At 66.7% G+C, this 26,159-nt stretch carries 24 protein-coding genes; 9 read left to right on the forward strand and 15 right to left on the reverse strand.

The genetic code is table 11. The annotated features are described in order from the left end of the window. Window positions 1-58: 58 nt before the first annotated feature. From AC1DQ3_RS22920 to AC1DQ3_RS22940, 5 genes are all read right to left on the reverse strand, one after another. The gene (locus AC1DQ3_RS22920) at window positions 59-2,212 is read right to left on the reverse strand and encodes a phosphocholine-specific phospholipase C (protein ID WP_477122442.1); all 2,154 of its coding nucleotides are present in this window, start codon (window positions 2,210-2,212) and stop codon (window positions 59-61) included. Window positions 2,213-2,276: 64 nt separating this feature from the next. Beyond that, window positions 2,277-2,462, reverse strand: coding sequence for a hypothetical protein (locus AC1DQ3_RS22925; RefSeq protein ID WP_477122443.1), 186 nt, complete (start codon window positions 2,460-2,462; stop codon window positions 2,277-2,279). Window positions 2,463-2,493: 31 nt separating this feature from the next. Beyond that, window positions 2,494-4,512, reverse strand: a complete 2,019-nt coding sequence (locus AC1DQ3_RS22930) for a LamG-like jellyroll fold domain-containing protein (protein WP_477122444.1) — start codon at window positions 4,510-4,512, stop codon at window positions 2,494-2,496. Window positions 4,513-4,912: 400 nt separating this feature from the next. Next, window positions 4,913-6,235: an MFS transporter gene (locus AC1DQ3_RS22935; RefSeq protein WP_477122445.1), complete on the reverse strand. Its 1,323-nt coding sequence runs from the start codon at window positions 6,233-6,235 to the stop codon at window positions 4,913-4,915. Between the two features lie 41 nt (window positions 6,236-6,276). Next, window positions 6,277-6,873: a TetR/AcrR family transcriptional regulator gene (locus tag AC1DQ3_RS22940; protein WP_477122446.1), complete on the reverse strand. Its 597-nt coding sequence runs from the start codon at window positions 6,871-6,873 to the stop codon at window positions 6,277-6,279. Window positions 6,874-7,021: 148 nt separating this feature from the next. On the opposite strand from AC1DQ3_RS22940, the gene AC1DQ3_RS22945 reads away from it, so the two are divergent. After that, window positions 7,022-7,786 (forward strand): SDR family NAD(P)-dependent oxidoreductase, encoded by a 765-nt coding sequence (locus AC1DQ3_RS22945; RefSeq protein ID WP_477122447.1) that lies wholly within the window; start codon window positions 7,022-7,024, stop codon window positions 7,784-7,786. Window positions 7,787-7,807: 21 nt separating this feature from the next. Here AC1DQ3_RS22945 and AC1DQ3_RS22950 read toward each other — a convergent pair whose 3' ends face one another. From AC1DQ3_RS22950 to AC1DQ3_RS22960, 3 genes are read right to left on the reverse strand one after another with little or no spacing between them, the layout of a single operon-like run. After that, window positions 7,808-7,969: a DUF2474 family protein gene (locus AC1DQ3_RS22950; RefSeq protein WP_477122448.1), complete on the reverse strand. Its 162-nt coding sequence runs from the start codon at window positions 7,967-7,969 to the stop codon at window positions 7,808-7,810. Then, window positions 7,969-8,976, reverse strand: a complete 1,008-nt coding sequence (gene cydB / locus AC1DQ3_RS22955) for a cytochrome d ubiquinol oxidase subunit II (protein ID WP_477122449.1) — start codon at window positions 8,974-8,976, stop codon at window positions 7,969-7,971. Before cydB ends, AC1DQ3_RS22950 begins: the two co-directional genes overlap by 1 nt. A 5-nt stretch (window positions 8,977-8,981) precedes the next feature. Then, window positions 8,982-10,436, reverse strand: coding sequence for a cytochrome ubiquinol oxidase subunit I (locus AC1DQ3_RS22960; protein WP_477122450.1), 1,455 nt, complete (start codon window positions 10,434-10,436; stop codon window positions 8,982-8,984). 684 nt (window positions 10,437-11,120) lie between these two features. On the opposite strand from AC1DQ3_RS22960, the gene AC1DQ3_RS22965 reads away from it, so the two are divergent. Next, window positions 11,121-12,320, forward strand: coding sequence for an AI-2E family transporter (locus AC1DQ3_RS22965; protein ID WP_477122451.1), 1,200 nt, complete (start codon window positions 11,121-11,123; stop codon window positions 12,318-12,320). A 100-nt stretch (window positions 12,321-12,420) separates the two neighbouring features. Beyond that, window positions 12,421-12,876 (forward strand): CHRD domain-containing protein, encoded by a 456-nt coding sequence (locus AC1DQ3_RS22970; RefSeq protein WP_477122452.1) that lies wholly within the window; start codon window positions 12,421-12,423, stop codon window positions 12,874-12,876. 32 nt (window positions 12,877-12,908) lie between these two features. Here the strand turns inward: AC1DQ3_RS22970 and AC1DQ3_RS22975 are convergent, their stop codons facing one another. The 3 genes from AC1DQ3_RS22975 to AC1DQ3_RS22985 all read right to left on the reverse strand — a co-directional run bounded on the left by AC1DQ3_RS22975 (window position 12,909) and on the right by AC1DQ3_RS22985 (window position 15,162). Then, window positions 12,909-13,601: a cytochrome b/b6 domain-containing protein gene (locus AC1DQ3_RS22975; protein WP_477122453.1), complete on the reverse strand. Its 693-nt coding sequence runs from the start codon at window positions 13,599-13,601 to the stop codon at window positions 12,909-12,911. Continuing rightward, window positions 13,598-13,987 (reverse strand): hypothetical protein, encoded by a 390-nt coding sequence (locus AC1DQ3_RS22980; RefSeq protein WP_477122454.1) that lies wholly within the window; start codon window positions 13,985-13,987, stop codon window positions 13,598-13,600. Before AC1DQ3_RS22980 ends, AC1DQ3_RS22975 begins: the two co-directional genes overlap by 4 nt. Before the next feature lie 266 nt (window positions 13,988-14,253). Then, window positions 14,254-15,162, reverse strand: a complete 909-nt coding sequence (locus AC1DQ3_RS22985) for a LysR family transcriptional regulator (protein ID WP_477122455.1) — start codon at window positions 15,160-15,162, stop codon at window positions 14,254-14,256. A gap of 123 nt (window positions 15,163-15,285) precedes the next feature. Here AC1DQ3_RS22985 and AC1DQ3_RS22990 point away from each other — a divergent pair, with 123 nt between their 5' ends. The 4 genes from AC1DQ3_RS22990 (at window position 15,286) to alaC (ending at window position 19,367) form a co-directional block, all read left to right on the forward strand. Then, a complete protein-coding gene (locus tag AC1DQ3_RS22990) occupies window positions 15,286-16,173 on the forward strand; it encodes a pirin family protein (RefSeq protein WP_477122456.1) in 888 nt (295 codons plus the stop codon). Window positions 16,174-16,309: 136 nt separating this feature from the next. Then, window positions 16,310-17,044, forward strand: coding sequence for a PadR family transcriptional regulator (locus AC1DQ3_RS22995; protein WP_477122457.1), 735 nt, complete (start codon window positions 16,310-16,312; stop codon window positions 17,042-17,044). A gap of 62 nt (window positions 17,045-17,106) precedes the next feature. Next, on the forward strand, window positions 17,107-17,928 hold the full coding sequence (locus tag AC1DQ3_RS23000; protein WP_477122458.1) for a siderophore-interacting protein: 822 nt from the start codon (window positions 17,107-17,109) through the stop codon (window positions 17,926-17,928). A 182-nt stretch (window positions 17,929-18,110) separates the two neighbouring features. Continuing rightward, the gene (gene alaC, locus AC1DQ3_RS23005; RefSeq protein ID WP_477122459.1) at window positions 18,111-19,367 is read left to right on the forward strand and encodes an alanine transaminase; all 1,257 of its coding nucleotides are present in this window, start codon (window positions 18,111-18,113) and stop codon (window positions 19,365-19,367) included. Here the strand turns inward: alaC and AC1DQ3_RS23010 are convergent. The 4 genes from AC1DQ3_RS23010 to AC1DQ3_RS23025 all read right to left on the reverse strand — a co-directional run bounded on the left by AC1DQ3_RS23010 (window position 19,279) and on the right by AC1DQ3_RS23025 (window position 24,333). Beyond that, window positions 19,279-20,478 (reverse strand): enoyl-CoA hydratase/isomerase family protein, encoded by a 1,200-nt coding sequence (locus AC1DQ3_RS23010; protein WP_477122460.1) that lies wholly within the window; start codon window positions 20,476-20,478, stop codon window positions 19,279-19,281. The two genes, alaC and AC1DQ3_RS23010, sit on opposite strands and share 89 nt — an antisense overlap. Window positions 20,479-20,590: 112 nt before the next feature. Next, window positions 20,591-21,490 (reverse strand): 3-hydroxyisobutyrate dehydrogenase, encoded by a 900-nt coding sequence (mmsB, locus tag AC1DQ3_RS23015; RefSeq protein WP_477122461.1) that lies wholly within the window; start codon window positions 21,488-21,490, stop codon window positions 20,591-20,593. Between the two features lie 101 nt (window positions 21,491-21,591). After that, window positions 21,592-23,118 (reverse strand): CoA-acylating methylmalonate-semialdehyde dehydrogenase, encoded by a 1,527-nt coding sequence (locus AC1DQ3_RS23020; protein WP_477122462.1) that lies wholly within the window; start codon window positions 23,116-23,118, stop codon window positions 21,592-21,594. A gap of 81 nt (window positions 23,119-23,199) precedes the next feature. Then, entirely contained in the window at window positions 23,200-24,333 is a 1,134-nt protein-coding gene (locus AC1DQ3_RS23025; protein ID WP_477122463.1) for an acyl-CoA dehydrogenase family protein, read from the reverse strand. A 194-nt stretch (window positions 24,334-24,527) separates the two neighbouring features. Here AC1DQ3_RS23025 and AC1DQ3_RS23030 point away from each other — a divergent pair, with 194 nt between their 5' ends. Further along, window positions 24,528-25,568 (forward strand): AraC family transcriptional regulator, encoded by a 1,041-nt coding sequence (locus tag AC1DQ3_RS23030; protein ID WP_477122464.1) that lies wholly within the window; start codon window positions 24,528-24,530, stop codon window positions 25,566-25,568. Between the two features lie 196 nt (window positions 25,569-25,764). Beyond that, on the forward strand, window positions 25,765-26,159 hold a 395-nt coding region (locus AC1DQ3_RS23035; protein WP_477122472.1), incomplete at its 3' end, for a porin.

Here is a 26,159-nt window from a genome sequence, read left to right on the forward strand (position 1 = left end):
GGAAGTAGAGCGCACGCGAAGCCGGGCGGCAGGCGAGCCGCCCGCCGCCCGGCCTCGTTCAGGGCACGGCCCGCGCGGGCTTGCCCAGTGCGGGGTCGGACACCGCGTCGGCGCCGGTCTCCAGGCGGCCGGCAAAGCGCCGCCTGAAGCTGCCCTGGGTGGTGGTGACGACGAAGTCGTACCAGTTGCCCTGCAGCCCCACCGGCCAGTGCTGGTCGAGCTGCTTGCCCGGCGGGATCTCGAAGGTCCAGGGGCCGTCATCGCGGTAGGCAGCGGGCGTGACGGTGAAGGTGCAGGCCGCGGCGCCGGTGTTGATCATGGTCAGGTAGACCGCGGCATTGGCGATGTCGTAGCACACGCGGATTTCCGGCGCGGTGCCGCCCGCGGCCGACACGGTGCTGACGTCGCCCTGGAAGCTGCGATGGAAGCCGTTCGGGCCAATCACCCACAGGTCGTACTTGCCATTGTCGGCGGTGAAGACGTCCCAGCTGCCATTGAGCTGCTTGCCCGGCTCGACCGCATAGCGGCGCGGCACGCGGTCCAGGTGCAGACGGTCGTAGACGTGGAAGACGGCGGCGGCCTTGCCGGTGTTGCTGAACAGCAGCCACATGGCCCGCGCGAGCGGGTCCTCGCGGCCGCTCACGTGCAGTTCATAGGGCAGGGCGCGCGAGAGCCGGGTGCCGATTTCCTGGTTCGCCGGGTTGGCGCTCTGGAAGTTCACGGTGGGCAGCGCCACCTGCGGCTTGCCTTCCTGCGCCGTGCGCGCGCTGTCGACCGAGGCCTTGGTCAGGCTGGAAACGGCGGGCGGCGCTGCGCTGTTGGGATTGGCGAAGTCGAACGCCGACAGCAGGTCGCCGCAGATGGCGCGGCGGTACGGGCTGATATTGGTCTCGGCCACGCCGAAACGGGCTTCCAGGAAGCGCAGCACCGAGGTGTGATCGAACACCTGCGAGTTGACCCAGCCGCCGCGGCTCCACGGCGAGACCACGTACATCGGTACGCGCGGGCCCGGGCCGTAGGGGTGGTTGTCGGTGTGGTACTCGCCAGTGGTGGCGATGGTGGAGTTGCCGGCCAGCACGCCGTTGGCGTCGTAGGCGGGCGCGCACGGCGGCGGCACGTGATCGAAGAAGCCGTCGTTCTCATCGAAGTTGATCAGCAGGACGGTCTTGCTCCAGACGTCCGGGTTGGCCGTCAGCGCATTGAGGACTTCCTGCGTGTACCAGGCGCCCTGCACCGGGCTGGAAGGCCCGGGATGTTCGGAGTAGTTGGCCGGCGCCACGATCCACGACACCTGCGGCAGGCTGCCCGCTGCGATGTCGTCTTTCAGGGCCTGCAGGAAGCCACTGTCCGGCATGGTGTTGCCGATGCCCTTGATCAGCGGGTTGATGACATCGTCCGCGATGGTATAGGCCGGGTAAGGGCTGCCATTGGACGTGTTGCCGCGCGCCTCGTTGGCCTTGCGGTACTGCACGAAGCCCGCCAGCGGGTTGTCCGTGAAGTTGTCCGGCATGTTCTGGTAGAGCTTCCAGCTCACGCCGGCCGCCTGCAAGCGCTCCGGATAGGTGGTCCAGCGATAGCCGCTGGTGGACGCGCCCATGGAGTCGCCGCTGTTGTCGATCACCGGGCCGCCATTGGCGCCGGTGGGGTCGTTGGTGCCGGTCCAGTGGAACAGGCGGTTGGTGTTGGTGCCGCCGTGGAAGCCGCAGTGGTAGGCGTCGCACAGGGTGAAGGCATTGGCCAGGGCGAACTGGAAGCCGAGTTCGGCCTCGGTGTAGTAGCCCATCGACTGGGTGTTCTTGAAGGTGGGCCACTTGCTCATGCGGCCCAGGTCCCAGGCGTTCTGCGCATCGGGATAGCTGTGCGGCGTGCCGCTGACGCGCTGCGCATTGCCGGTCGCGCTGTCGAGATGGTACGGCTGGACGATGCGGTTGGTGTAGCTCTGCTGCCAGACATTGAGGCCGCCGGCGAGCGGGATCGGGAAGCGATCGCCAAAGCCGCGCACGCCCTTCAGGGTGCCGAAGTAGTTGTCGAAGGAGCGGTTCTCCTGCATCAGGATCACCACATGCTCGACGTCGCGGATGCTGCGGGTGGCGTTGTTGGCGGGTATCGCCAGGGCGCGGCGGATCGAAAGCGGGAAGGCGGCCAGCGCCGCGGCAGCGGCGGTGCCGCCGCCGGCCAGCTTGAGGAAATTACGTCTGCTGTGAAGGCTCATCTTTGTTTTCTACTGGACTGTTCGGTGTGGTGCCGGACGTGCGGGCCGGGCGTGCTGATGCGTGTCAAGGCGCGCAACGCAACTGCGGGGTGACCGCGGGCGCTTGTCCTGGCTGGGCCGGCTGGGCCGGCTGGGCCGGGTCGGCGGGCTTGTTGTCGGCGGAGTCGCCGCCGCAGGCGGCCAGCGCTGCGCACAGCGCCAGTGCCGCCAGCCAGCCCGGGCGTGCGAGAAGGGAAATCGAAGGCTTCATGGTCACGTTTGCTCTCGTGGGGGTGTCAGGTTCAGGGATTGAGCGTGGACAGCGGCTGGCGCGAGCCGGTGATGGTCTGCAGCTCGGCCAGGCTGAGCTGGCGCGTCCACATGGCCAGGTCGTTGAACTCCATCACGCCCTTGAGCGCGCCGGCGTTGTTCGGCACATAGGCGTGCGTGGCATCGTCGTTGATGCCCCAGATCCTGGTGGCGAGTCCGTTGAGCTTGGTCACGTCGGTATTGACGATGGCCTTGTTCTCGGTCTTTTGCAGTCCGAGCACCGGATCGATGATGTAGGCGCTGAAGGTCTTGGCCGTGGCGTTGACCGACAAGGCCACGTAGGCCCACTGGTTGGCGCTGAACTTCATGCCCTGGATGTCGTCGCGCTTGCCGCCGCTGCCGATGTTGAAGCGGATCTCGCAACTGGCGAACAGGCCGAGTGCAATGCCGGGGTTGGAGCCCGAGACATAGTTCTTGTTCGACAGGATGGGCTCGCCGGTGCCGTTGCCCTGCGTGCAGTCGGACTTGAACCAGAAGCCGATGGTGAACTGCGGGGAGAGCGCAATATCGGCGCCGCTCTGCGTGAGCTGGTAGGCATCGATTCGCGAATCGACCTTCAGCGACTTGGCGCCGAAGTTGTCGCTGCCCAGCGAGCCGCCGTCGGTGCCGGGCACCCACGGGCCGATGGTGGTAGTGCCCTTGCTGTCGGTCGCGGGCAACGCCTCGAAGCTGTAGTAGGCGGCCAGGTTGTTGCGCAGCGTATCGGCCAGTACGATCGGCTTGACGTAGTTGATCTGCGCCAGCATGGAGACCGGCACGCCGTTGCGAACCAGCGTGTAGTTGAAGCGGTAGATGCCGCTGGCGGGCGCGTTGAGCGTCTTGTCTTCGTAGCTGGTGGTCCCCGCCGGCAATGTCGCGATCTGCACGCCATCGCGCAGCAGCGTCATGTCGCCGCTGGCCGTGGCCGGGTTCTGCCAGGACAGCAACAGCGAAGCGTTGTAGGCGCCCACCACGGAAGTCAACGCGCGCACGCCTGTGTCGCCGGTCAGGGCCGAGCCATCGAGCCTGTTCGAGGCCGCGGGCACTGCCGCGCCGGTATGCGCAAGTATGGTCGGCAACAGGTCGGCTTCGGTCGGCAATGCCGAGAGGGCGGTCGCATTGGCGGGTGCCGCGGCCAGGTTGGTGGCCAGCACCGCATTGAACGGCTTGTTGAGGGCAATGAAGGTGGTGCGGTTTTGCACCGTCGGCAGCGTGGTGGTGGAGCCGGTCGCGTCCAGGCCGTGGCTGGTGGTCACGGCCACCAGCCAGTCTTCGTTGGCATTGGCCTGGCGGCGCGCCTGCACGGCGGCTAGCAACTTGCCAAGCGCCTGGTCGAAGCCGGACAGCGCGCTAGCGTAGCCGCCGCCCTGGAAGCCTTGCGCGGAGGCGGCGATAGCGGGCGCGCTGTATTGGGCAAAGACCACGTCGTAGCCGGACTGCACCAGCTGGATGCCTTCCTGCGTCACGCAGTTGTCATCGGCATTGCAGTCGCGCAGCGCGTTGAGATTGCCCGCGGTGACCTCGGCCTTGAGCAGCGCCGGCAGCATGGGCGCACTGGTGGCGCCGCCCAGGCGCAGCGGGCTTGAGCCGGCGGTGGCGGCGCGCAAGTACTGGAACAGGCTGGGCGCCTTCAGGCCGGCGGCAGCGGCTACGTCGTCGGTGACGCCGTGGCGGTCGACCCAGCTGCCGCTGAGTACGGTGGCCCAGCTTGGGCCGTCGAGCGGAACCTGCTCGGTGGTGGTGCCGAGCCTGCCGCCGGTGGAGGCGGGCGTGATCGCCAGCGTCGCCAGGTTCGGCAGGCTGCGCTGGGCCATCGCGCTCTGCAACTGGATATAAGTGGCGCCGTCCACGCCGACCAGCAATACCTTCTTGCCGGCGGGACCGTTCGGGGCCGGGTTGCTCTGCTCCGGGGCAATCGCCGCCGGCGTATCGCTGCCGCCGCCTCCGCATGCCGCTACCGTGCCCGCCAGGGCCAGGCTACATGCCATGCGTGCCTGCTGTTTCCATGTCATTTCCGGTTCCTCTTTTCTGATGTGTGAAGCGGCGCGCGCTTTGGCGGCGCTGCCGATCGCGCTCCCCGCGACGCGTTCGCAGAGTAAGAAAAGGGGTTGTCACCCGGGTGACACGGAGGCAAAGAATGCTGATGGGCTTATTTGTATTCTTGAAGGGACAGGCAGCGCGGGGCGCACACCTGTCCTGGCTGCGGCCTGCAGGTGGCGGGAATAGGGGGAATCGGGGGGGCGGCCGTGGACGTGGCCTTCGGAGACAGCGGGGGAAGTGCGGAAACGCGGAAACGCGAAAAAGCGGAGGGGTAAGGCGGGGATGCTGCGTGTAGTGGTGTCTCAGCCGCGCAGCGCTGTCTCCGTCATGGCGATGGAGGCAGCGCGGCGGTGGCGGCCAGTGCCGCGATTCCTACACTTCGGCTGTTTGCGTGGACGTGCCGCTTGCCTGCGTCACTGGACGCCGGGCCATCAGCGCAAGCAGCGCCGCGATCACGCAGGCCGCGCCCGCCGCGTACAGTGCCGGCGTATAAGTCAGCAACAGCGTGCGGGTAAGTCCCGCGCCAAACGCGGCCGTGGCGGCGCCGACCTGGTGGGCGGCAAAGATCCAGCCGAACACCATCGGTGCGCGTTCCTTGCCGAACTCCGAACTCGCCAGCTTTACCGTGGGCGGCACCGTGGCGATCCAGTCCAGGCCGTAGAACATGGCGAAGATCGACAAGCCGTACAGCGTGAACGTGGAATGCGGAAGCCAGAACAGGGACAGGCCGCGCAGGCCGTAGTACCAGAACAGCAGCTTGCGGCAGTCATAGCGGTCCGACAGCCAGCCCGACAGGATGGTGCCGACGAAGTCGAATGCGCCCATCATCGCCAGCGCGCCGGCGGCGGGCACCGCGGCCATGCCGAAGTCCGCGCACAGCGAGATGAAGTGCGTCTGGATCAGTCCGTTGGTACTCAGGCCGCAAATAAAGAAGGTGCCGGCCAGGATCCAGAAGCTCTGGTTGCGGGCGGCATCGCGCAGCACCACGAAGGGTCCGCGCAGGGTCAGCGGCGCGGGCGGGGACGCGGCGGCGGGCGTGGCTTGCCTATGTACATGCACGGGCACTTCGCCGAAAGCGTTCAGGCCCACGTCGGCGGGGCGGTTGCGCATGAAGCAGAACACCAGCATCGCCAGCAACGCGCAGGCACCCAGCACCGGCAGCACCGCGATGCGCCAGCCCATATGCTCGATCAGCCAGGCGGCCACGGGCAGGAAGGCCAGCTGGCCGGTGGCCGAACTGGCCGTCAGGATGCCGACCACCAGCCCGCGCCGCGCGCTGAACCAGCGGCTTGCGACGACGGCGGCAAGCACCAGGGCGGTCAGGCCTGAGCCGACGCCGAGCATCAGGCCCCAGGCGATAAACAACTGCCAGAGTTCGGTTGCCACCGTAGCCAGCGCCATGCCGCCAGCGATCAGCGCCAGCGCGGCCCAGACCACGTTGCGCACGCCGAAGCGCTCCATCAGGTTGGCCGAGAATGGCGCCATCAGGCCGAACAGTGCAAAGCGGAAAGCGAGGATCGACGAGATCTGGTCGGTGTCCCAGCCCATCTCGCGCGTCAGCGGCTTGAGGAAGGCGCCGGGCAGGCCGAGCGCGGCCGATGTGGTCAGCATCACGCAGAAGGTGATGGCGGCGATCAGCCACGCGTAGTGGATGCCGCGCCGGTCGAGCCGGCTGGAAAGCGCTTGAGCGAACATGGGAAATCCGGAGGCGTTGGGGTATTCGAGGGGCGTTGGTGTTATTGCGCGCGCGCGCCCAGCAGCATCTCGCGCGCGGCGGCGAGGATGTCGTCGGAAAGGGCATCGCCTTCGGCGGCGCGCGCGAGCGTCACTGCACCCACCAGCGTGGCGAGTTCCGCCAGGGCCAGCTTGCGCCGCTCGACCGGGTCTTCGTGGTCCACCGTCTTCAGCCATTCGTCGACCATCTGCCTGAGGCCGTCGATATAGACCTGGCGCACCGGCTTGTCCGCCGGCTCGCGGGCAATGTCGCCGGCCAGGGCTGCCGCCGCGCACCCGTCGCCGGGGTTGGTGCAGTGCGCCTGCGTCAGGTAGGGCTCGATCAGGTTGGCCCGCATCGCCCGCTTGTCGCCTTCGGCGTGCTCGATGCGGTGCGACCAGCGCCGCGCGGATTCCTCGAAGGCGCGCTTGCTGGCCAGCGCGACCAGTTCGTCCTTTGACGAGAAGTGGCCATAAAAGCCGCCGTGCGTGAGGCCCGCGCTGCCCATCAGCTCGGCCACGCTGACGCCGTTCAGTCCACGTTCGCGAAACAGCTTCGAGGACGCCTGCTCGATGGCCTCCCGGTGTTTTTCCGCCTGCTCTCGTGATGCGCGCGCCATGTTCGTCTCTCCTGCCAAAACTTTGCTTGACCGTATTTTAAATGATGACCATAATTTATTCAATAAATGTTGATCGTCATTTAAAAAACGGCGCCGCCCGCAACATCACTGAAACGGGAGCGCTGCCTTTCCCTCAGGAGAACTTGTCATGCTGAATCTGTTCGATCTCACTGGCCGCGTGGCCGTTATCACCGGCTCCACCAGGGGCATGGGCCTGGAAATGGCCCGGGCGTTGGGTGCCTCCGGCGCCGCACTGGTGGTGTCCGGTCGTGACCAGGCCACCGCCGAGGCGGTAGCAGCCGCCCTGGAAGGCGAGGGGTTCAAGGCCAAAGGCATCGCTTGCGATATCAGCGACGTGGAGAGCGTCCAGGCGTTTGCCACGCGGGCGCTGGACGCCTATGGCCGTGTCGACGCGCTGGTGCTGAACGCAGCGGGCAATGGCATCGCCGGCTCGCTGTTGAGCCAGGGCCCGGACGTGTTCGACCAGGCGATGGCGGGCAATGTGCGGGGCAACCTGGTGCTGGTCAATGCACTGGCACCGCAGATGATCGAGCGCGGCGACGGCTCCATCGTCTTTATGTCGAGCATTGCCGCCAAGCGCGGTTCGCCCATGCTTGGGATGTACAGCATCACCAAGGCCGCGACCGACGGTGCCGTGCGCAGCCTGGCGCTGGAACTGGGGCCGAAGGGCATCAACGTCAATGCCATCAACCCCGGCCCGGTGCGCACCGAGTTCTCGCGCGAGGTGTTGTGGGGCAAACCGGAGCAGGAGGCGCGGTACGCCGCTACCATACCGATGCGCCGCATCGGTGAGGCGAAGGATGTGGCGGGGCTGGCGGTATTGCTGGCGTCGCCGGCCGGGCGCTTCATCCACGGGCAGAGCATCGGCGTGGATGGCGGATTGTCCGCCTGAGTCCGGTGCGGCGGCCCAGCCTCAGCCATGCATGCCGGCCAGGCCCATGAGCAGGCGCAGCACAAGGGCCGCCGCCCCCAGCGCCGCCACGCTGGCCAGCCAGATGGCTACCAGCCACCCGATGCGCTTGAGCCAGGGCTTGCGCGGCGGCGCACCGCCGCCGCCGGGGTTTGCCAGCGCCATCAGTGATACCCCTCCCCACGCCGCACCTTGCCCCGGAACACGTAGTATGACCACACCGTGTACATCAGGATGAAAGGGATGATGAAGAGCGCGCCCACCAGCGCAAAACCCTGGCTCTGTGGCGGCGCGGCGGCCGCATAGATCGAGATATCGGGCGGCACGATATTGGGCCACACGCTGATCGCCAGCCCGCTATAGCCGAGGAACACCAGCGCCAGCGTGTACATGAAGGGCGCCAGGTGCGCATGCAGCCGGAGCGAGTGGATCAGCCGGTACATGGCGAACGCCACCAGCAGTGGCACGGGCGAGAACCACAGCAGGTTGGGAAAGCTGAACCAGCGCTCGGCGATGCGCGGCTGCGAGAAGGGTGTCCAGATGCTGATCACGACGATGACCGCCAGCAACGCCCAGGCCAGCTTGCCGGTGAGTTCCAGCATGCGCTCGTGCAGCTTGCCTTCGGTCTTGACGATGAGCCAGGTGCTGCCGAGCACGGTGTACGCCACCACCACGCCGACGCCGCAGAACAGTGGGAAGGGTTGCAGCCAGTCCAGCGGCCCGCCGGCAAAGCTGCGCCCGCTGACCTTGATGCCATCGATATACGCGCCCAGTGACACCCCCTGGAAGAAGGCCGCCATCAGCGAGCCGCAGATGAACGCCTTGTCCCACACATGGCGCTCGCGGTCGTTGGCCTTGAAGCGGAACTCGAACGCCACGCCGCGGAAGATCAGCCCCAGCAGCATGAGGATCAGCGGCAGGTAGAGCGCGCTGAGCACCAGCGAGTAGGCCAGCGGGAAGGCAGCCAGCAGCCCCGCGCCGCCCAGCACCAGCCAGGTCTCGTTGCCGTCCCACACTGGTGCCACCGTGTTCATCATCACATCGCGGTCATGGCGGTCCGGCACGAAGGGATACAGCATGCCGATGCCGAGGTCGAAGCCGTCCATCACCACATACATCATCACGCCGAAGAAGATGATGAGGATCCAGATCAGAGAGAGGTCGATGCCCATGATGTTCAGCTCCTGCGATCGGCCAACTGGTTAGCGCTAGCGAGCGCGGTCGGTACATCGCCGGGGTCGTCCACCGCGGACAGCGGACGCGCGGGCGTACCCCCGATGCCGTGGCCGCCATCGGGCTCGGGGTCGCCTTCATGCATCACCGGGCCCTTGCGCACCAGCCGCATCATGTAGGCAATGCCCACACCGAACACAAAGAAGTAGGTCACCACGAACAGCGCGAGCGAGAACGCCAACTCCGGCACGCCGTGCCGCGAGACCGCATCATGGGTGCGCATCAGGCCGTAGACCACCCATGGTTGCCGGCCGATCTCGGTGGTGAACCAGCCGGCCAGGATCGCCACCAGCCCGGTCGGGCCCATCCACAGCGCCATGCGCAGAAAGGCGCGGGATTGGAACAGTTTCCCGCCCCGGCGCAGCAGCAGGCTCCAGATCCCCAGCAGGATCATCAGCATGCCCAGCCCCACCATCACGCGGAAACTCCAGAAGATGATGGTGGAGTTGGGCCGGTCCCGCGGCGCGAATTCCTTGAGCCCCTGGATCTGCCCATCCCAGCTATGGGTGAGGATCAGGCTGCCCAGGCGTGGGACTTCCACCGCGAAACGGGTTTCCTCGCGCGCCATGTCGGGCCAGCCGAACAGGATCAGCGGCAGTGCCTCGTCGCCGTGGTTTTCCCAATGGCCTTCGAGCGCGGCGATCTTGGCCGGCTGGTGCCTGAGCGTGTTGATGCCGTGCATATCGCCGATCACGGCCTGGATCGGCGCCACGATCAGCAGCATCCACATCGCCATCGACAGCATCTTGCGGATGGCCGGGTTGTCGCGCCGGCGCAGCAGGTGCCAGGCGGCGGAGGCGCCCACGAACAGCGCGGTAGCCAGGAAGGCCGCCACGCTCATATGCACCAGCCGGTACGGGAACGACGGGTTGAGGATCACTGCCAGCCAGTCCACCGGGACCACGCGCCCATCGATGATCTCGTAGCCCTGCGGGGTCTGCATCCAGCTATTGGACGCCAGGATCCACGTGGCCGAGATCAGCGTGCCGAGCGCCACCATCAGGGTGGCGAAGAAATGCAGGCCGGGGCCCACCCGGCTCCAGCCGAACAGCATCACCCCGAGGAAGCCCGCCTCCAGGAAGAACGCGGTCAGCACCTCATACGCAAGCAAGGGGCCGGTCACGCTGCCGGCGAAGTCCGAGAAGAAGCTCCAGTTGGTGCCGAACTGGTAAGCCATGACCAGCCCGGATACCACGCCCATGCCGAAATTGACGGCAAAGATCTTGGACCAGAAATGATAGAGGTCGCGGTAGACCGTATTCTGGGTGCGCAGCCAGCAGCCTTCCAGCACCGCCAGGTAGCTCGCCATGCCGATGGTGATGGCGGGAAAGATGATATGGAAGGAAATGGTGAAACCGAACTGGATCCGGGCCAGGTCGAGCGCGCTCAAACCGAACATAGCTTGATCTCCATGAAGCTGCTGTGGCGGGCAGGGGCGGTCGGTCGGGAGCGGGTCCGTGCACGGCGCGCCGAGGCAGCACAAGTCGCTAGAGTAAGCCACATGATGAGCGCATTGGATGGCTCTTTTTTTGGGCGCGGTGGATCAAGCGGCAGGCTGCGAGGTGCCGCGGCCGTGGCGGAGCCTGACCAGGCGGGCAGGTTTGAAGCGGGGATGTCCATGAGCATTGCCGGGAAATTGGGCACGATGCCCGATCCCGCGCATTGCGCATCTTGTGCGGTTTTGCGTTTTGTGCGTTTGGCGCCAGGCGCATGCCATGGACATCATGCTACCCGCCGGGTGAGAAACATACCAGTAGCAACCGCTGGGAAAAAGACCGTATCAGATTTGCCGGCGGCCCGGGGACGGCAACTGCCGCACATCCAGGCCGGCGGCAGGCTGGCCGATGGCGTTCAATGCGGCGCATTGCCCCGCGTGGCATGGTGTGCTTGTCCTACATCGGCCGGCGGCATTCTCCGACAACCAGGCCGCCCGGCAAGGCTATGCTTGGAGTAACGCCGTCGCCGGCGCGCCTCGCGCACGACTTTTGCACCCAGACAGGAACGGGCAAGATGTCCACCGTTACCCTCACATGCCTTGGCATGGCGCCACCATGCCATCCTTCACCCGGGAAAGCCGACTCCCATGGCTGAATTGAACGCCGGTTCCGCCACTGTTGCCGGCACGGACAGCCACGTATCCGTAGCCGCACCCGAACCCTCAGTAGCCGCACCACCGCCGGCAAGCGAGCCGCCGGCAGCCGCGCCCAGTCTTGTGCCTGTCGGGCGCGGCGAGCGGGCGCTGACCGTCCTCGCGGTGCTGGCGTCGCTCTATGCGCTGCACCTCGCCCGCGAATTTGTGATCCCCGTGGTACTGGCGGTGGTCATTGCCTACATGCTCGATCCGCTGGTCACCCTGCTGTGCGGCCGCCGCATACCGCGCGTGCTGGGTGCCTCCCTGGTGCTGCTGGCGCTGCTGGCCGGCGTGGTTTGCTGCGCCTACCTGCTGCAGGACCAGGTAACCGGCCTGGTCGACCGCTTGCCGGAAGTGGCTACCAAGGTGTCGCGCTCGGTGGGCGCCTTGCTCCGCGGCGACGATTCGATGGTGCAAAAGATCCGGCGGGCGGCCACGGTCCTGGGCGGCACGGGGCAAGGGCCGCCGTTGCGGGGCTCGCGGGTCATCGTCGAGCGCGCGGAGGATTCGCTCAACAATATTCTGCTGGCAGGCTCGGTAGGCGTCTTTGCCGTCGTCGCCCAGGTGTTGGTGGTGTTGTTCCTGACCTTCTTCATGCTGGTGTCCGGCGACATGTTCAAGCGCAAGTTCGTCAAGATGGCAGGTACCACGCTGTCGCAAAAGAAGATCAGCGTGCACATGCTCGATGAAATCAACCGGCAGATCCAGCGCTATATGGTGATGCTGTTCGTTACCAACGCCATGGTTGGCGCGCTGACCTGGGTCCTGTTGCGGGCACTGCACGTGGATAACGCCGGCACCTGGGCGCTGGCCGCCGCCGCCTTGCACCTGGTGCCCTACTTCGGCGCGGTCCTCATTGCGTCATGCATCGGGCTTGCTGCCTTCATGCAGTCCGGCGACTTCGGCACGGCGGCGATGGCGGCCGGCGGTTCGATGCTGGTCGCCACCCTGATCGGCTTGGTGGTCACCACCTGGATGACGGGGCGCATGGCGAAGATGAACGCGGTCGCGGTGTTTATCGTGCTGCTGCTGTTCACCTGGCTATGGGGCGCCTGGGGCGTGCTGCTGGCGATTCCCATCGCCGTGATCGCCAAGGTGGTTGCGGATCACGTGGAGGGGCTGGAAGTGGTGGCGGAGTTTTTGGGCGAGTGAGGTTCATTGTGCCTTGGTCATGAACTAAGCTGGTTTCGACAGCGGCTCAATGGTGCTGTTCAACCAGCGGACCAGTGGATGACGGAGAGGAGAAAACCAGATGCGTATCTCGACATCTCAGGGGCATATGATGCTCGCCGGCCTCGTGTTAGCGGGGGCCATGACCCTGGCGCATGCGGCGCCGCTCTCGTTCAGCGTGCCGCTTACCGGCGCGCAGGAGGTGCCTCCCGTCGAGAGCCGGGGCAGCGGCTCCGCCGACCTCACCTACGACCCCGCCACACGCGTCGTGACCTGGACGGTCAGCTTCAACGGCCTGTCTGGCGAGGCCACCATGGCGCATTTCCACGGACCTGCCGCGGCTGGCAAGAACGCGGGGGTGAAGGTCTGGATTTCCGGGAAAGGTGCCCCGCTGACCAGCCCTGCCAAGGGCCAGGCCACGCTGTCCCCGGCCGACGCGCAGGAGTTCCTTGCGGGTGAGATGTACATCAACGTGCATACCAAGGACCATCCGGCCGGCGAGATCCGTGGCCAGGTGGTGCCACCGAAGAGCAACTGACGGCGCGCCTGGCCCGTGGCTCAGCGCGTGGCTCAAATATACGCCGCGAGAAGCGCCGCGCAGGCGGCGCCAACTGCCAGCAGCAGCAACGCGAGCGTCGTGGACGCCAGCCGCGGCGCGGCGATGCGCGCCGGCAGGGGTTTGCGGCCGGTCAGCATGGGACGCAGCAGGTTGTGGCCCTTGGCGGCCGCGTACAGCGCGATGGCCAGCACGTGCAACGCCACCGCTGCCAGCAGCGCGTCCCACAGGATCGCGTGCAGCGCCGTGATCGCGTTGGCGACCGATGCGGGAACCCATTCGGTGAGTGGCCCAGCGTCCGCGATATCGTTGTTGATGTAAAGCCCGCTCAGCGTCTCGCCCAGCATCAAGGCGAGCAGCAGCAGCACCATCCACCCTCCCGCCGGATTGTGGCCGACCTGCAGGTCGGCCTCGCGCCGGAACATCTGGCGCAAATGGTGGCACGCGGCAGCGGGCGGGGCCAGAAAGCTGTGGAAGCGGGCGGTCTCGCTGCCGAAGCAGCCCCAGAGCAAGCGGAACAGCACCAGCGCGAGCAGGGTCTCGCCGATCCGGATATGCCAGTCCATCCAGTTCAGCTTCCAGGTCACGTAAGCCCCGGCCACCAGCATCGCCGCCAGCCAGTGGAACAGCCGTGTCGGCACGTCCCAGACCAGCACGGATCTACGCTCAGGTTGCCCCGGCGGCATGCCCGGTGCGTCAGGTTTCATAGGTCGGCCCTTGTGCAGGTCGCCGGTTGTTCCGATACGAAGCGAGCCGCCAGCGCGGCCGCGGTGGGCGGCACGGCGTCCGGCGCGCAGGCCCGCAGATACACGGTGGTACCCTCTGGCAACGTCATTTCTGCATCGTACTCGTCGAAGCGCAGCGTGCCCTGCGCGAACACACGCTCCTGGCGAATCCCCTGGCTCATCGAGACAAACCGCAGCGGCACTGGCTGCTGGCTATCGCCGCCGGCTACCCACAGCCACTGGTATTTGCGCGAACGCGGCGCATCGGCTGACAAGCCGAGGCGTTTGATCTCCAGCACCGTGCCGGCTTTTCCGGTGAAAGCGAAAAGGATCTCGTAGCTGGGAGCGGCGGGCGCGGTTTGCGTCATGGCTTCACTGGAAACGGGGCGTGCCGGCTGGACATGTTTATCTCCGGTGTTGGATCTGGCAGTCGATATGCCGAAGGCGACGCATATAACACCGCCCAACAGGGCTCCAGCCTCCCTGCCGCTAACTTAGCCTACCCAGGCGGCAACAGGCAATTCAGTGTGTTCGTGCCGCGATCTGAATTGGGGTGGTGAATCGTATCGCGGCGATAGCGCGTCCTGAAGCGCTGTCCGCCTTCGCCATTGACACGCCGCCGTGCCCGCCGGCTTTACTCCTCCACGATCTGCTCGAAGCGCAGGGCGAGAAAATCGATCAGGGCACGCACCGCGGGCAGCAGGCCCCGGCGCGAGGGATACACGGCATGGATGACGCCGCCTTTCGGCCGCCATTGCGGCACCAGCATGACCAGCCGGCCTTGCATCAACGCCTCTTCCACCACCATGTTCGGCAATGCCACCGCGCCCACCCCCGCCAGCGCGGCGAGGCGCAGGGCGAGCATATCGTCGGTGACCAGCCGCGGGTTGTGCCGGATTTCCGTGCTGGCGCCGTCAGGTCCTTGCAGTTGCCAGCTATGCGCCGGTTGCGGCGGCCCCAAGTCGAGCGTCGGCAGCGCCGCTACATCGGCCGGCACCGCGGGCACACCGCGGCCAGCGAGCAGCGCGGGACTCGCGACCAGGCACCAGGCGCGCCTGGCCAGCGTGCGCATCACGAGGTCGCTGTCGCGCAAGGGCGGCACGCGCACGCGGATCGCCACGTCGATGCGCTCGGCGATCACGTCCACGCTGCGGTTGGTGGCCTCGAGATGCACGATCACCCTGGGGTAAGCGGCCATGAACTCCGCCACCATGGCGCCGATCCGCGCGTGCAGAAGCGCCACCGGGCAAGTCAGGCGCACGATGCCCTGGGGCTCGGAATGCGTCAGGTCGACGGCCTGCTGCGCGGCATCCGCCTCGACCAGCATGGCCTTGCAGTGGCCGTAGTAGCTCTGCCCGATCTCGGTAACGGAGAAATGCCGCGTCGAGCGCTGGATCAGGCGCGTGCCCAGGCGCTCTTCCAGCACGCCGATGCGGCGGCTGAGCTTCGACTTCGGTATGCCGAGGGCACGGCTGGCCGGTGCAAAGCCCTGGTGGTCCACCACCTGGGCGAAGTAGAAGAGGTCGTTGAGGTCGGGGTGCATCGGGGCATCGTCCCATCGATAGGACACTGAGGATAGCGCACGGCGGCTACCGCCGTTGCCGGAGCGGGCCTAAGCTCTTTGTCACCAAGGGCGCCTTCAGCCCGCCATCGTTCCGGAGTCGTCATGAAGCAGATCATTGGCATCTACAGCAGCCCGGGTGCCCATTGGGTAGGCGACGGTTTTCCCGTGCGCACGCTGTTCTCGCAGCAGAGCCTTGGCAGTCATCTGAGCCCGTTCCTGATGCTGGACCATGCCGGCCCGGCCAGGTTCGCGCCGGCCAACCGCAAGCGCGGCGTGGGCGAGCATCCGCACCGCGGCTTCGAGACCGTGACCATCGTCTACGAGGGCGAAGTGGAACACCGCGATTCCGCCGGGCAGGGCGGACGCATCGGCCCGGGCGACGTGCAGTGGATGACGGCGGCATCCGGCATCCTGCATGAGGAATTCCACTCGGAAGACTTCACCCGCAGCGGCGGCACGCTGGAAATGGTGCAACTGTGGGTCAACCTGCGCGCCAGGGACAAGATGGCAGCGCCGGGCTACCAGACCATTCTGTCGGCGGATATTCCGTCGCTGCCATTGCCGGGCGGCGTCGGCGAGATGCGGGTGATCGCCGGTGAATACCAGGGCGCACGCGGACCCGCCCACACCTTCACGCCGATGGATGTGTGGGACATGCAACTGCGCAAGGGAGCTGACGTGGAACTGGAAACGCCGCAGGGCCGCACGGTGGCGCTGGTCGTGCTGCGCGGCAATGTGCGGGTCAACGGCATCCAGGCCGCGCAAGCGGGGCAGATGGTCTTGTTCGACCGCGCGGGCACCGTATTCTCGCTGGAAGCCACCAGCGCCGCGATGGTGCTGGTGCTGCACGGTGACCCCATCGACGAGCCGGTGGTGAGCTATGGGCCGTTCGTCATGAACACCGAGGAAGAAATCGCACAGGCGGTGCAGGATCTGCGCAGCGGACGCTTCGGACGTATCGAGGCAGCGCAGGAGAGGCGCTTGCAGTAAGCGCCGCAGGATCGGGCGGGCCCGCGTGCCCGCCGCAAACGCTGGATTCCCATCCGTGCCGCGCGACGATCTTCTTGACATCCTTACTTACGATATATATCTTACGATATGTCTTTCGATAGTAGGAGTCGCGATCATGCGTCACCATCCGCTTTGGGACCGGCTTAGCCATCACATGCTGGGCCACCTGTCTGCCCATTTTTCCTTTCCTTCCTCGTCTCAAGGGGCGCGCCATGCCATTGGCCGCCATCGTCATGGCGGCGGTCCGGGTGGTTTCTTTGGCGGCGGCGGGGATGGCTTCGACGGCGACGGCGATAGCTGGCGGCGCGGCCGCAAGTTCAGCTCGGACGATCTCCAACTGATGCTGCTGTTCCTGCTGGAGGAAAAACCCAGCCATGGCTACGAACTGATCAAGGCGCTGGAGACCCGCACCAACGGTTTCTACAAGCCCAGCCCGGGCATGGTCTATCCCGCGCTGACCTTCCTGGAGGAGGTCGGCTACGCCACGGTGGATACCGAGGGCAACAAGAAGCGCTACCAGCTGGCGGAGCCGGGGCGGGCGCATCTCGACGCCAACCGGGAACGGCTGGCCCTGATGCTCAACAAGCTCAAGCATGTCGCGCGCAAGATGGAGTGGGTGCGTCGCGCGCTGTCCGGCGAGGGGGGCGAGGCCGGCGAAGAGCGTGAGGCCGAAGGCGGCTGGCTGCCCGAGTTCGTCGAGGCACGCACGGCGCTCAAGCGGGCGCTGCTGCTGCGCACCGACGCCACGCCGGCCGAGCAGCGGCGCATCGCCGCCATCCTTGCCCGGGCCACCGCCGAGATCAATGCCGGGCAGGACGGGCAAGACGGGCAAGACGGGCAGGGCGCCTGATGCTGACCCGTATCCCCTCACTCCACATCGCCTATCCCATATCCCCGACACCCAGGAAATCCATGACTACTCGCGACCTTACCGTGCAACGCGTTCGCCATGAACTCAAGATGCGCCTGCTGCAAGTGGTGCGCACCCAGGCCATTGCGCCGCAACTGCTGCGCGTCACGCTGGCCGGCGACGACCTGAAGGGTTTTGTCTCCGCTTCCTTCGACGATCACGTCAAGGTGTTTTTCCCGGCGCCGGGACAGGCCAAGCCCACGCTGCCCGAAGCCGGCCCCAACGGCCCGGTGTTTGCCGAAGGCGTGCCGAAGCCTGCGGCCCGCGACTACACGCCGCGCCGCCATGACGCCGCCGCCGGCGAGCTTGATATCGACTTCGTACTGCATGGCGATGGCCCTGCCTCCACCTGGGCCGCGCAGGCGGCGCCCGGCCAGTATCTCGGCGTGGGCGGTCCGCGCGGTTCGTTCGTCATTCCCGAGGGTTTCGACTGGCACCTGCTGGTCGGAGATGAAACCGCGCTGCCGGCCATCGCCCGCCGCCTGGAGGAATTGCCGGCCGGCGTGCGCGCGCTGGTGGTGCTGGCGGTGGACAACGCCGCCGCTGAAATCCCGCTGCCCAGCCGCGCCGATGCCAAGATCCGCTGGCAACACCGCGACAGCGCGCCGGCGGGCGCAACCACCGGCAATCTGCTTGAAGGCGCCCTGCGCGAGCTCACGCTGCCGCGCGGCGAGGGCTATGCCTGGGCAGCCGGCGAAGGCGCGGCGATCCGCGCGGTACGACAGTACCTGGTGGCCGAGCGGGGCATCGAGAAGGGGCGCATCCGCGCCGCCAGCTACTGGAAAGCAGGTGCCGCCGCCGTGCACGAGAATATCGACGACTGACATTTGCCCTGCCGCTTGCCTGGGCCGGACGATGCGGTGGTGCGCAAGGTGAGGTGGGCGGGGAGACATCTCGAAACCCGTAGACGCCGCGCCGGTTCGCCGCTAACATCTTCCGGTCGGCCGCACCAACGGCCGGCAGCGTCGCTCGGACGGTTCCGGGCGCTTACGTTCAAGGAAAATCCATGTCCGCCTCCGCAGGCAAGCGCCGCTTCGCGCGTATCGATCGTCTTCCCCCCTACGTCTTCAATATCACCGCCGAGCTGAAAATGGCGGCGCGCCGCCGTGGCGAAGACATCATCGACATGAGCATGGGCAACCCGGACGGCGCCACGCCGCCGCATATCGTTGCCAAGCTCACCGAAGCCGCCCAGCGCCCCGACACCCACGGTTACTCCGCCTCCAAAGGCATCCCGCGGCTGCGCCGCGCGATCTCGCACTGGTATCGCGAGCGCTACGACGTCGAGATCGATCCGGACACCGAGGCCATCGTCACCATCGGTTCCAAGGAAGGACTGGCCCACCTGATGCTCGCCACGCTCGATCGCGGCGATACCGTGCTGGTGCCGGATCCGAGCTACCCCATCCATATCTATGGCGCGGTGATTGCCGGCGCCGATATCCGCTCGGTGCCGCTGGTGCCGGGGGTGGACTTCTTCGCCGAAATGGAACGCGCCATCCGCGGCAGCTATCCCAAGCCGAAGATGATCGTGCTGGGCTTCCCGTCGAACCCGACCGCGCAATGCGTGGAACTGGACTTCTTCGAGCGCGTGATCGCGCTGGCGCGCAAGCACGATATCTTCGTGGTGCACGACCTGGCTTATGCCGACATCGTGTTCGATGGCTGGAAGGCGCCGTCGATCATGCAGGTGGAGGGTGCCAAGGACATCGCCGTGGAGTTCTTCACGCTGTCCAAGAGCTACAACATGGCCGGCTGGCGCATCGGATTCATGGTGGGCAACCCGGACCTGGTGGCCGCGCTCACGCGCATGAAGAGCTATCACGACTATGGCACCTTCACGCCGCTGCAGGTGGCTGCCATCGCCGCGCTGGAAGGCGACCAGCAATGCGTCAAGGACATTGCCGCGCATTACCAGACGCGCCGCGACGTGCTGGCGCGCGGGCTGATCGAGTCCGGCTGGCCGGTGGAGATTCCCAAGGCCTCGATGTATATCTGGGCGCGTATTCCAGAGCCGTATCGCGCGCTCGGTTCGCTGGAGTTTTCCAAGCAGTTGCTGGCCAAGGCCAAGGTCTGCGTTTCGCCGGGCATCGGCTTTGGCGACTACGGTGACGAGTACGTGCGCTTCGCGCTGATCGAGAACGAGGCGCGCATCCGGCAGGCGGTGCGCGGTATCAAGGCGATGTTCCGTGCGGATGGGCTGGTGAAGGTGCCGGTGGATGAGCATCCGCCGCACGGCCACGTGACGAAACCGAAGGACTGAGCAGGGGGGCATCGAGCCCTTGGCCCAATGCCGCCAGCGGATGGGCCTCACGCGGCCATGGGCTATCGAAGAACGATTGCACCATGGCCTCGCTGACATCGTCCGCGGTCTTCACGCGCCAGCGCGGCGCATTGTCCTTGTCCACGATCAGCGCGCGCACCCCTTCGATGAAATCGCCCTGCGTGAACGCATGGGATACCACGTCCAGCTCCATGCGGAAGCAATCGGCAAGATCGAGGCCAGGGCCACGCAGCAGCAGTTCCCGCGTCACCGCCATCATCAGTGGCGAGCGGCCGCGCAGGATCTCCAGCGTGCGCGCGGCCCAGCCGGCATAGGCTGGATCGGATTCGGCCGCCAGGCTGTCGAGCAGCTCGGCCAAGCTCGCGTCGGCGCGGAAATGCCGCAGCACGGCGGGCAACGCCGCCTGCAACGGCGCGTCGGCGACGCTGGCGGCGGCCGTTGCCTGAAGCGCGGCGCGGAGGTCGGCCAGCACATCGCCGGTCCAGCGAATGCCGGCCAGCGTCTGCTCGATATCCTCCAGGCTCGCGGCCGGCACGGCGATATCGGCCAGCTTGCACAGCAGCGTATCGGCAGCGCCCAGCGTCACGCCGGTCAACCCGACATAGAGCGCAAGCGCCAGCGGCAGCTTCGACAGGAAATGGCTTGCCCCCACGTCCGGCACCAGGCCGATGCCGGTCTCGGGCATTGCCACGCGCGAGCGCTCGGTGACCACGCGCAGATGCGCGGCCTGCGCCAGCCCCATGCCACCGCCCATGACAATGCCGTCCATCAGCGCCACCACGGGTTTGCGATAGCCATGCAGGCGATAGTCGAGCCGGTACTCGTCGACGAAGAACTGCTGGCGCAAAGTCGTGCCGGCATGGAAGCTGTCGTACAGCGCGCGGATGTCGCCGCCGGCGCAGAAGGCCTTGCTGCCCGCGCCGCGCAGCAGTACGGCGACGATGTCGTCGCGCGCGGCCCAGGCGGCAAGCTGCGTATCGAGCATGCCGATCATCGGGTACGACAAGGCATTCAACTGGCGCGGCCGGTTAAGCGTGATCACGCCAACGCCGTTGATCTCCTGGAACAGCACCTCGGGTTCGGGAGTCATGGCAGCGGGGGGGCGCTCTTGCGCGGCATCTGCAGGCCCTCGGCATTGAGGGCATTGGYGGGCGGGCGCTTGAGGGTCAGGCGGGCGATATGCCAGTCGATCGCGTGTTCGGTCATGCTGCCGGCTCCCCTTGCGCCATGTACTGGCGGATCACGCCCGAGAAATCGAGCTGCCCGTCGCCGGCCTGGCTCACGGCCTGGTAGATCTGCTGGGCCAGGGCGCCCAGGAAGAGCGGCTGGCGCACGCTGCGGGCGGCGTCCGCGGCCAGGCCCAGGTCCTTGAGCATCAGGTCCGCGCCAAAGCCGCCGCTGTAGCCGCGCGAGGCCGGGGCGGTCTCGATCACGCCGGGGTAGGGATTGCAGGTGTCGGCGGCCCAGCAGCGGCCGGTGGAGGTATTGACGATGCCGGCCAGCACGCTGGCGTCGATGCCGAGCTTGACGCCGAGCGCCATCGCCTCGGATACGCCGATCATGGAGATGCCGAGGATCAGGTTGTTGCAGATCTTGGCGACCTGGCCGGTGCCGGTGCCGCCGCAATGGACAATGTTGCGGCCCATGCCGGACAGCAGGGGTTTCAGCTGTTCGAACAGGGTTTGTTCCGCGCCCACCATGAAGGTCAGCGTGCCGGCTTGCGCGCCACCGGTACCGCCGGAGACCGGGGCGTCGGCCATCGGGTTGCCTTGCTTGCCGGCCTCGGCGGCCAGCGCGCGGATGGTGGCGGGGTCGATGGTGCTGGAGTCCACCAGCGGCACCCCAGGGCGAACACCGGCGAGGACGCCTTCCGCATCCAGGTAGGTGGCGCGCACGTGGGCGGCCGCGGGAAGCATGGTAATGACGAAGTCGGCCTCGGCCGCTGCCTTGCGGGCGGATTGCGCAATGGCGGCACCGTCGGCTTGCAGGGAGGCCAGCGCGGCGGGGTTGAGGTCGAATACGGCCAGGCTGTGGCCTGCTTTCAGCAGGTTGCGGGCCATCGGTGCGCCCATGTTGCCGAGGCCGATGAAGGCGATGTGCATGTGTGCTCCTTGCTTGAGGATCGGGCGGCAGTGACTTCCCGGGATTCATTGTCTGCTCCCCTCTCCCGCCTGCGGGAGAGGGGAGCAGACCGGCGATGTGCTTAACGCAGGCTGATGGTGGTATTCACCCCATCGTTCACCGTGGCGTCATCGAACCACCGTGCCGTCACCGTCTTGGTCTGCGTATAGAACTGCACCACCTGCTTGCCGTAGGGGCCCAGGTCGCCCAGCTTGGAGCCTCGCGAGCCGGTAAAGCTGAAGTAGGGCACCGGCACCGGGATCGGGATATTGATGCCGACCTGGCCGACGTCGATCTCGCTCTGGAACTTGCGCGCCGCCGCGCCGCTTTGCGTGAATACGCCGGTGCCGTTGCCAAAGGGATTGCGGTTGACCAGCGCAATGGCTTCATCCAGCGTGTCGACCGCAATCACCACCAGCACCGGGCCGAAGATCTCCTGGGTGTAGATCGACATTTCCGTGGTGACGTCGGCGAAAACGGTCGGGCCGATGAAGTTGCCGTCGGGGTGGCCAGGCACCTGCACGTTGCGGCCGTCCAGCAACAGGGTGGCGCCTTCGCGCTCGCCGGCATCGATCAGGCCGACTACGCGCTGTTTGGCCGCTACCGACACCACCGGGCAGACATCGACGCCCGGCTCGCTGCCGGCGCCAACCTTGAGCGTCCTGGCCCTGGCCACCAGATCGGGCAGCCACTCGCGCGCCGCGCCCACCAGCACGGCCACCGAGGTCGCCATGCAGCGCTGGCCGGCCGCGCCGAAGGCCGCGCCAACCAGGGCATTGAGCGTGTGTTCGCGGTGCGCGTCGGGCAGCACCACGGCGTGGTTCTTGGCGCCCATCATCGATTGCACGCGTTTGCCGTGCGCGCCCGCCAGGTCGTAGACGTGGGTGCCCACGGCGGTGGAGCCGACGAAGGAGACGGCCTTGATGTCCGGGTGCGTGCACAGGGCATCGACCACTTCGCGCGCGCCGTGCACCACGTTGAGCACGCCCGCCGGCACGCCGGCCTCGACGGCCAGCTTGACCAGTTCCATGGTGGACAACGGGTCCTGCTCCGAGGGCTTGAGCACGAAGGTGTTGCCGCACACGATGGCCATCGGAAACATCCACAGCGGGATCATGGCCGGGAAGTTGAACGGCGTGATGCCGGCGCAGACGCCGATGGGCTGCTGCAGCGTGTAGGTGTCCACGGTGGCCGCCACGTTCTCGGCGAAGCCGCCCTGCTGCAGCGTGCCGATCGAGCAGGCGTGCTCCACCACCTCCAGCCCGCGGAAGATATCGCCTTCGGCATCGGCCAGGGTCTTGCCCTGCTCGGCGGTCAGGATGGCGGCGATCCGCTTGCTGTGTTCGCGGATCAGCGCCTGGTACTTGAGCATGACGCGCAGCCGCGCGCCCAGCGGCGTATGGCGCCAGGTGGCAAAGGCGCGATGCGCCGCACCCACGGCAGCATTGACCTCGGCCGCGGTGGCCAGCGGCACTTGCGCCAGCACCTCTTGCGTGGCGGGATTGACCACCGGGCGGAATTCGGTGGCGGCGGATTCCACCCACTCGCCGTTGATCAACAGCTTGACGGTGGGCACGGCGGTGGTGGCGTTGGCGGGCTGGGCACTCATTGTGTGATCTCCGTCGGTTCTGGGTTCTGGTGGGTCAGGGCTGGAAAAGGGCAGGGTGCCTAAAGTGCGCTTAAAGTGCGCTTAAAGGCTGCGGGCGATCAGCATGCGCTGGATCTCGCTGGTGCCTTCATAGATCTGGGTGATGCGGGCGTCGCGGTAGTGCCGCTCGACCGGGTAGTCTTCCAGGTAGCCGTAGCCGCCGTGGATCTGGAGCGCCTTGGAGCAAACGCGCTCGGCCAGTTCGGAGGCATACAGCTTGGCTTGCGAGGCTTCGGACAGGCAGGGCTGGCCCGCCGTGCGCATATGCGCGGCGCGGTGCACCAGCAGGCGCGCGGCGTTCAGTTCGGTGGCCATGTCGGCCAGCATGTTGGCAATCGGCGGGTGCTCGCGCAGCGGGCGGCCGAACTGCACGCGCTCGGCGGCATAGCGGCAGGCGGCTTCGAAGGCGGAGCGGGCGATGCCGAGCGCCTGCGCCGCAATGCCGATGCGCCCGCCTTCCAGGTTGGATAAGGCAATGCGCAAGCCCTCGCCGGGTTCGCCAAGTAACGCGTCGTGCGGCAGGTGGCAGTCATCCAGCGTAATGGCGCAGGTGTCCGAGGCGCGGATGCCGAGCTTGCGCTCCGGCGTGTGTACCACGAAGCCGGGCGTATCGGTGGGCACCACGAAGGCCGACAGGCCGCGCTTGCCCTGCTCCGGTTCGGTGGCGGCAAACACAATGGCCACGCTGGCGCGCTGCCCGTTGGTGACGAACTGCTTGCTGCCGGACAGCACCCAGCCGTCGTCCGTGGCGCGCGCACGGGTGCGCAGGTTATGTGCCTCGGAGCCGGCCTGCGGCTCCGTCAGGCAGAACGCGCCGATGATCTCGCCGCTGGCCAGGCGCGGCAGGTAGCGCGCCTTCTGCGCCTCGGTGCCGTAGTGCAGGATGGGGCCGCAGCCTACCGAGTTGTGCACGCTCATCAGCGTGGCGCAGGCGGCGCAGCCGGCGGCGATCTCCTCGATGGCCAGCGCATAGGCGAGGTAGTCGGTATACGTGCCGCCCCATTCCTCGGGCACGATCATGCCGAGCAGGCCAAGCGCGCCCATCTCGGCCACGATTTCCGGTGGCAGCTTGCCGGCGCGGTCCCAGTCCGAGGCATGCGGCGCCAGCCGTTCGCTGGCGAAGGCGCGCGCGGTGTCGCGGATCATGGCTTGCTGTTCGCTGAATTCCTGATGCATGGCGGCTCGGGTTGCGCCGGGTCTGGCGCGGGGTGGTTTGTCGGGCGGCCCGCGCAGCGCGGGAGGGCATGGCAGCAAGTGTAGGAAGACAGCCGGGACGCTCCTATGCCAGAATCCGCCAACCTTGCTGAACTCGTTTGCCACTGCCGGCAAGCCCGGGCAGGCAGACCGTCCCGTACTGATCGTTGCGCTCCATGGAAAAACACAGCGTCGCCATTTGCTTCGTGCATCACGCCATCACGGGCCTGCGCGCGCGCGGCATCGCGCCGGAGCCGGTGCTGCAGGCTGCCGGCATCGTGCCGGCGCTGCTGGCGGTGCCGCAGGCGCGCGTGTCCGCCGCAAGCTATAGCGCCCTGTGGATGGAAGTGGCCGCCGCGCTCGACGATGAATTCTTTGGACAGGATTCGCGCCGCATGAAGCGCGGCAGCTTTGCCATGCTGTGCCACGCGGTCGCCGGCAGCAAGACGCTGGCGCAGGGCCTGGAGCGGGTGGTGCGTTATTTCGGCCTGCTGCTCGACGATATCGGCGTGCGCCTGGAGCGCGAAGGCGCTGGCGAGGACGGCGCAGGCAAGCGGGGGCGGGCGGCGCTGGTGCTCACGGCGCCATCCGAGCGGCCGCCCGGCGTGTTCGCCCAGGAGACCATGCTGATCATGCTGCACGGGCTGATGAGCTGGCTGCTGCGCCGGCGGGTGCCCATCCTGCTGGCGGCGTTCAGCTATCCGGAGCCGGTCTACAGCGCGGAATACCGCCTGATGTATTCGCGCCACCTGGCGTTCGGCCAGCCGGCCACGGCGCTGGTGTTCGACGCCGCCTGGCTCGACCAGCCCGTGCACCAGGACGAACGCAGCCTCAAGGCCTTCCTGCGCGACGCGCCCCACAACGTGGTGGTCAAGTACAGCGACCGCGGCAGCATCATGGCCCGCGTGCGGCGCTGGTTGCGTGCCCAGCCGCCGGAGCAGTGGCCCACCTTCGACCGGCTGGCGCACGACATGCACATGTCGTCGTCGTCGTTGCGGCGCCGGCTGATGGAGGAGGGCGGCAGCTACCAGCAACTGAAGGACGAAATGCGGCGCGACCTGGCCATCGAGGCGCTCAGCCATTCCACCCGCCCGCTGGCGGAGATCGCGGCCGAACTTGGCTTTGCCGAGCCCGGGGCTTTTCACCGGGCGTTCCGGCGCTGGACCGGGCTGCGGCCCGGCGCGTATCGCGCCACGACGCCTGCGTTGCGCGACTAACGCTAATCATGTCGACATAAACTAACCTGTGCTGCTATCATAGCTTGCACCCAGGACGGGAAGGTCATCGCGGGTGATGTAGAAATGGCCTGCATGGCACTTTCACGTTACTGAGGCGGTCGTGAAAGATGGGATGATGAAAATAGAAAAAATCGTTTGTAACAGGCATAAAAAATCCACAAAAGGAGACGAGGTGGTGAAATCATCCAGCAAGCTGAGCAAGCTCAATCTTGCACTTATCGCTGCGGGCGCAATCTGCGCCGGTAGCGCACATGCGCAGAGCAGTGTGACGCTGTACGGCGTGGCAGACATAAACATCGAGTACGCCAATCATGTTGGAGTCGTCCCCACGGCAGCCAACAAGTTCAATGCCGGCCCGTCCAACAATGCCTACCGCATGAACTCCGGCGGCCTGTCCGGCTCGCGTTGGGGCTTGCGCGGCGTGGAAGATCTTGGCAGCGGCCTGAAATCCATTTTCGTTCTGGAAAGCGGCTTTAACCTGGACACCGGCACATCGCAGCAAGGCGGCCGCCTGTTCGGTCGCCAGGCCTACGTGGGCATCCAGAGCGCGCAGTTTGGCCAGATCACCTT

This window comes from Cupriavidus sp. 01T418, assembly GCF_056398885.1.

What these genes read in the sequence shown, in the direction of transcription:
- AC1DQ3_RS22920 (WP_477122442.1), bottom strand. Translation starts at nt 2,212, where the DNA reads ATGAGCCTTCACAGCAGACGTAATTTCCTCAAGCTGGCCGGCGGCGGC.
- AC1DQ3_RS22925 (WP_477122443.1), bottom strand. Translation starts at nt 2,462, where the DNA reads ATGAAGCCTTCGATTTCCCTTCTCGCACGCCCGGGCTGGCTGGCGGCA.
- AC1DQ3_RS22930 (WP_477122444.1), bottom strand. Translation starts at nt 4,512, where the DNA reads ATGACATGGAAACAGCAGGCACGCATGGCATGTAGCCTGGCCCTGGCG.
- AC1DQ3_RS22935 (WP_477122445.1), bottom strand. Translation starts at nt 6,235, where the DNA reads ATGTTCGCTCAAGCGCTTTCCAGCCGGCTCGACCGGCGCGGCATCCAC.
- AC1DQ3_RS22940 (WP_477122446.1), bottom strand. Translation starts at nt 6,873, where the DNA reads ATGGCGCGCGCATCACGAGAGCAGGCGGAAAAACACCGGGAGGCCATC.
- AC1DQ3_RS22945 (WP_477122447.1), top strand. Translation starts at nt 7,022, where the DNA reads ATGCTGAATCTGTTCGATCTCACTGGCCGCGTGGCCGTTATCACCGGC.
- AC1DQ3_RS22950 (WP_477122448.1), bottom strand. Translation starts at nt 7,969, where the DNA reads ATGGCGCTGGCAAACCCCGGCGGCGGCGGTGCGCCGCCGCGCAAGCCC.
- cydB (WP_477122449.1), bottom strand. Translation starts at nt 8,976, where the DNA reads ATGGGCATCGACCTCTCTCTGATCTGGATCCTCATCATCTTCTTCGGC.
- AC1DQ3_RS22960 (WP_477122450.1), bottom strand. Translation starts at nt 10,436, where the DNA reads ATGTTCGGTTTGAGCGCGCTCGACCTGGCCCGGATCCAGTTCGGTTTC.
- AC1DQ3_RS22965 (WP_477122451.1), top strand. Translation starts at nt 11,121, where the DNA reads ATGGCTGAATTGAACGCCGGTTCCGCCACTGTTGCCGGCACGGACAGC.
- AC1DQ3_RS22970 (WP_477122452.1), top strand. Translation starts at nt 12,421, where the DNA reads ATGCGTATCTCGACATCTCAGGGGCATATGATGCTCGCCGGCCTCGTG.
- AC1DQ3_RS22975 (WP_477122453.1), bottom strand. Translation starts at nt 13,601, where the DNA reads ATGAAACCTGACGCACCGGGCATGCCGCCGGGGCAACCTGAGCGTAGA.
- AC1DQ3_RS22980 (WP_477122454.1), bottom strand. Translation starts at nt 13,987, where the DNA reads ATGACGCAAACCGCGCCCGCCGCTCCCAGCTACGAGATCCTTTTCGCT.
- AC1DQ3_RS22985 (WP_477122455.1), bottom strand. Translation starts at nt 15,162, where the DNA reads ATGCACCCCGACCTCAACGACCTCTTCTACTTCGCCCAGGTGGTGGAC.
- AC1DQ3_RS22990 (WP_477122456.1), top strand. Translation starts at nt 15,286, where the DNA reads ATGAAGCAGATCATTGGCATCTACAGCAGCCCGGGTGCCCATTGGGTA.
- AC1DQ3_RS22995 (WP_477122457.1), top strand. Translation starts at nt 16,310, where the DNA reads ATGCGTCACCATCCGCTTTGGGACCGGCTTAGCCATCACATGCTGGGC.
- AC1DQ3_RS23000 (WP_477122458.1), top strand. Translation starts at nt 17,107, where the DNA reads ATGACTACTCGCGACCTTACCGTGCAACGCGTTCGCCATGAACTCAAG.
- alaC (WP_477122459.1), top strand. Translation starts at nt 18,111, where the DNA reads ATGTCCGCCTCCGCAGGCAAGCGCCGCTTCGCGCGTATCGATCGTCTT.
- AC1DQ3_RS23010 (WP_477122460.1), bottom strand. Translation starts at nt 20,478, where the DNA reads ATGACTCCCGAACCCGAGGTGCTGTTCCAGGAGATCAACGGCGTTGGC.
- mmsB (WP_477122461.1), bottom strand. Translation starts at nt 21,490, where the DNA reads ATGCACATCGCCTTCATCGGCCTCGGCAACATGGGCGCACCGATGGCC.
- AC1DQ3_RS23020 (WP_477122462.1), bottom strand. Translation starts at nt 23,118, where the DNA reads ATGAGTGCCCAGCCCGCCAACGCCACCACCGCCGTGCCCACCGTCAAG.
- AC1DQ3_RS23025 (WP_477122463.1), bottom strand. Translation starts at nt 24,333, where the DNA reads ATGCATCAGGAATTCAGCGAACAGCAAGCCATGATCCGCGACACCGCG.
- AC1DQ3_RS23030 (WP_477122464.1), top strand. Translation starts at nt 24,528, where the DNA reads ATGGAAAAACACAGCGTCGCCATTTGCTTCGTGCATCACGCCATCACG.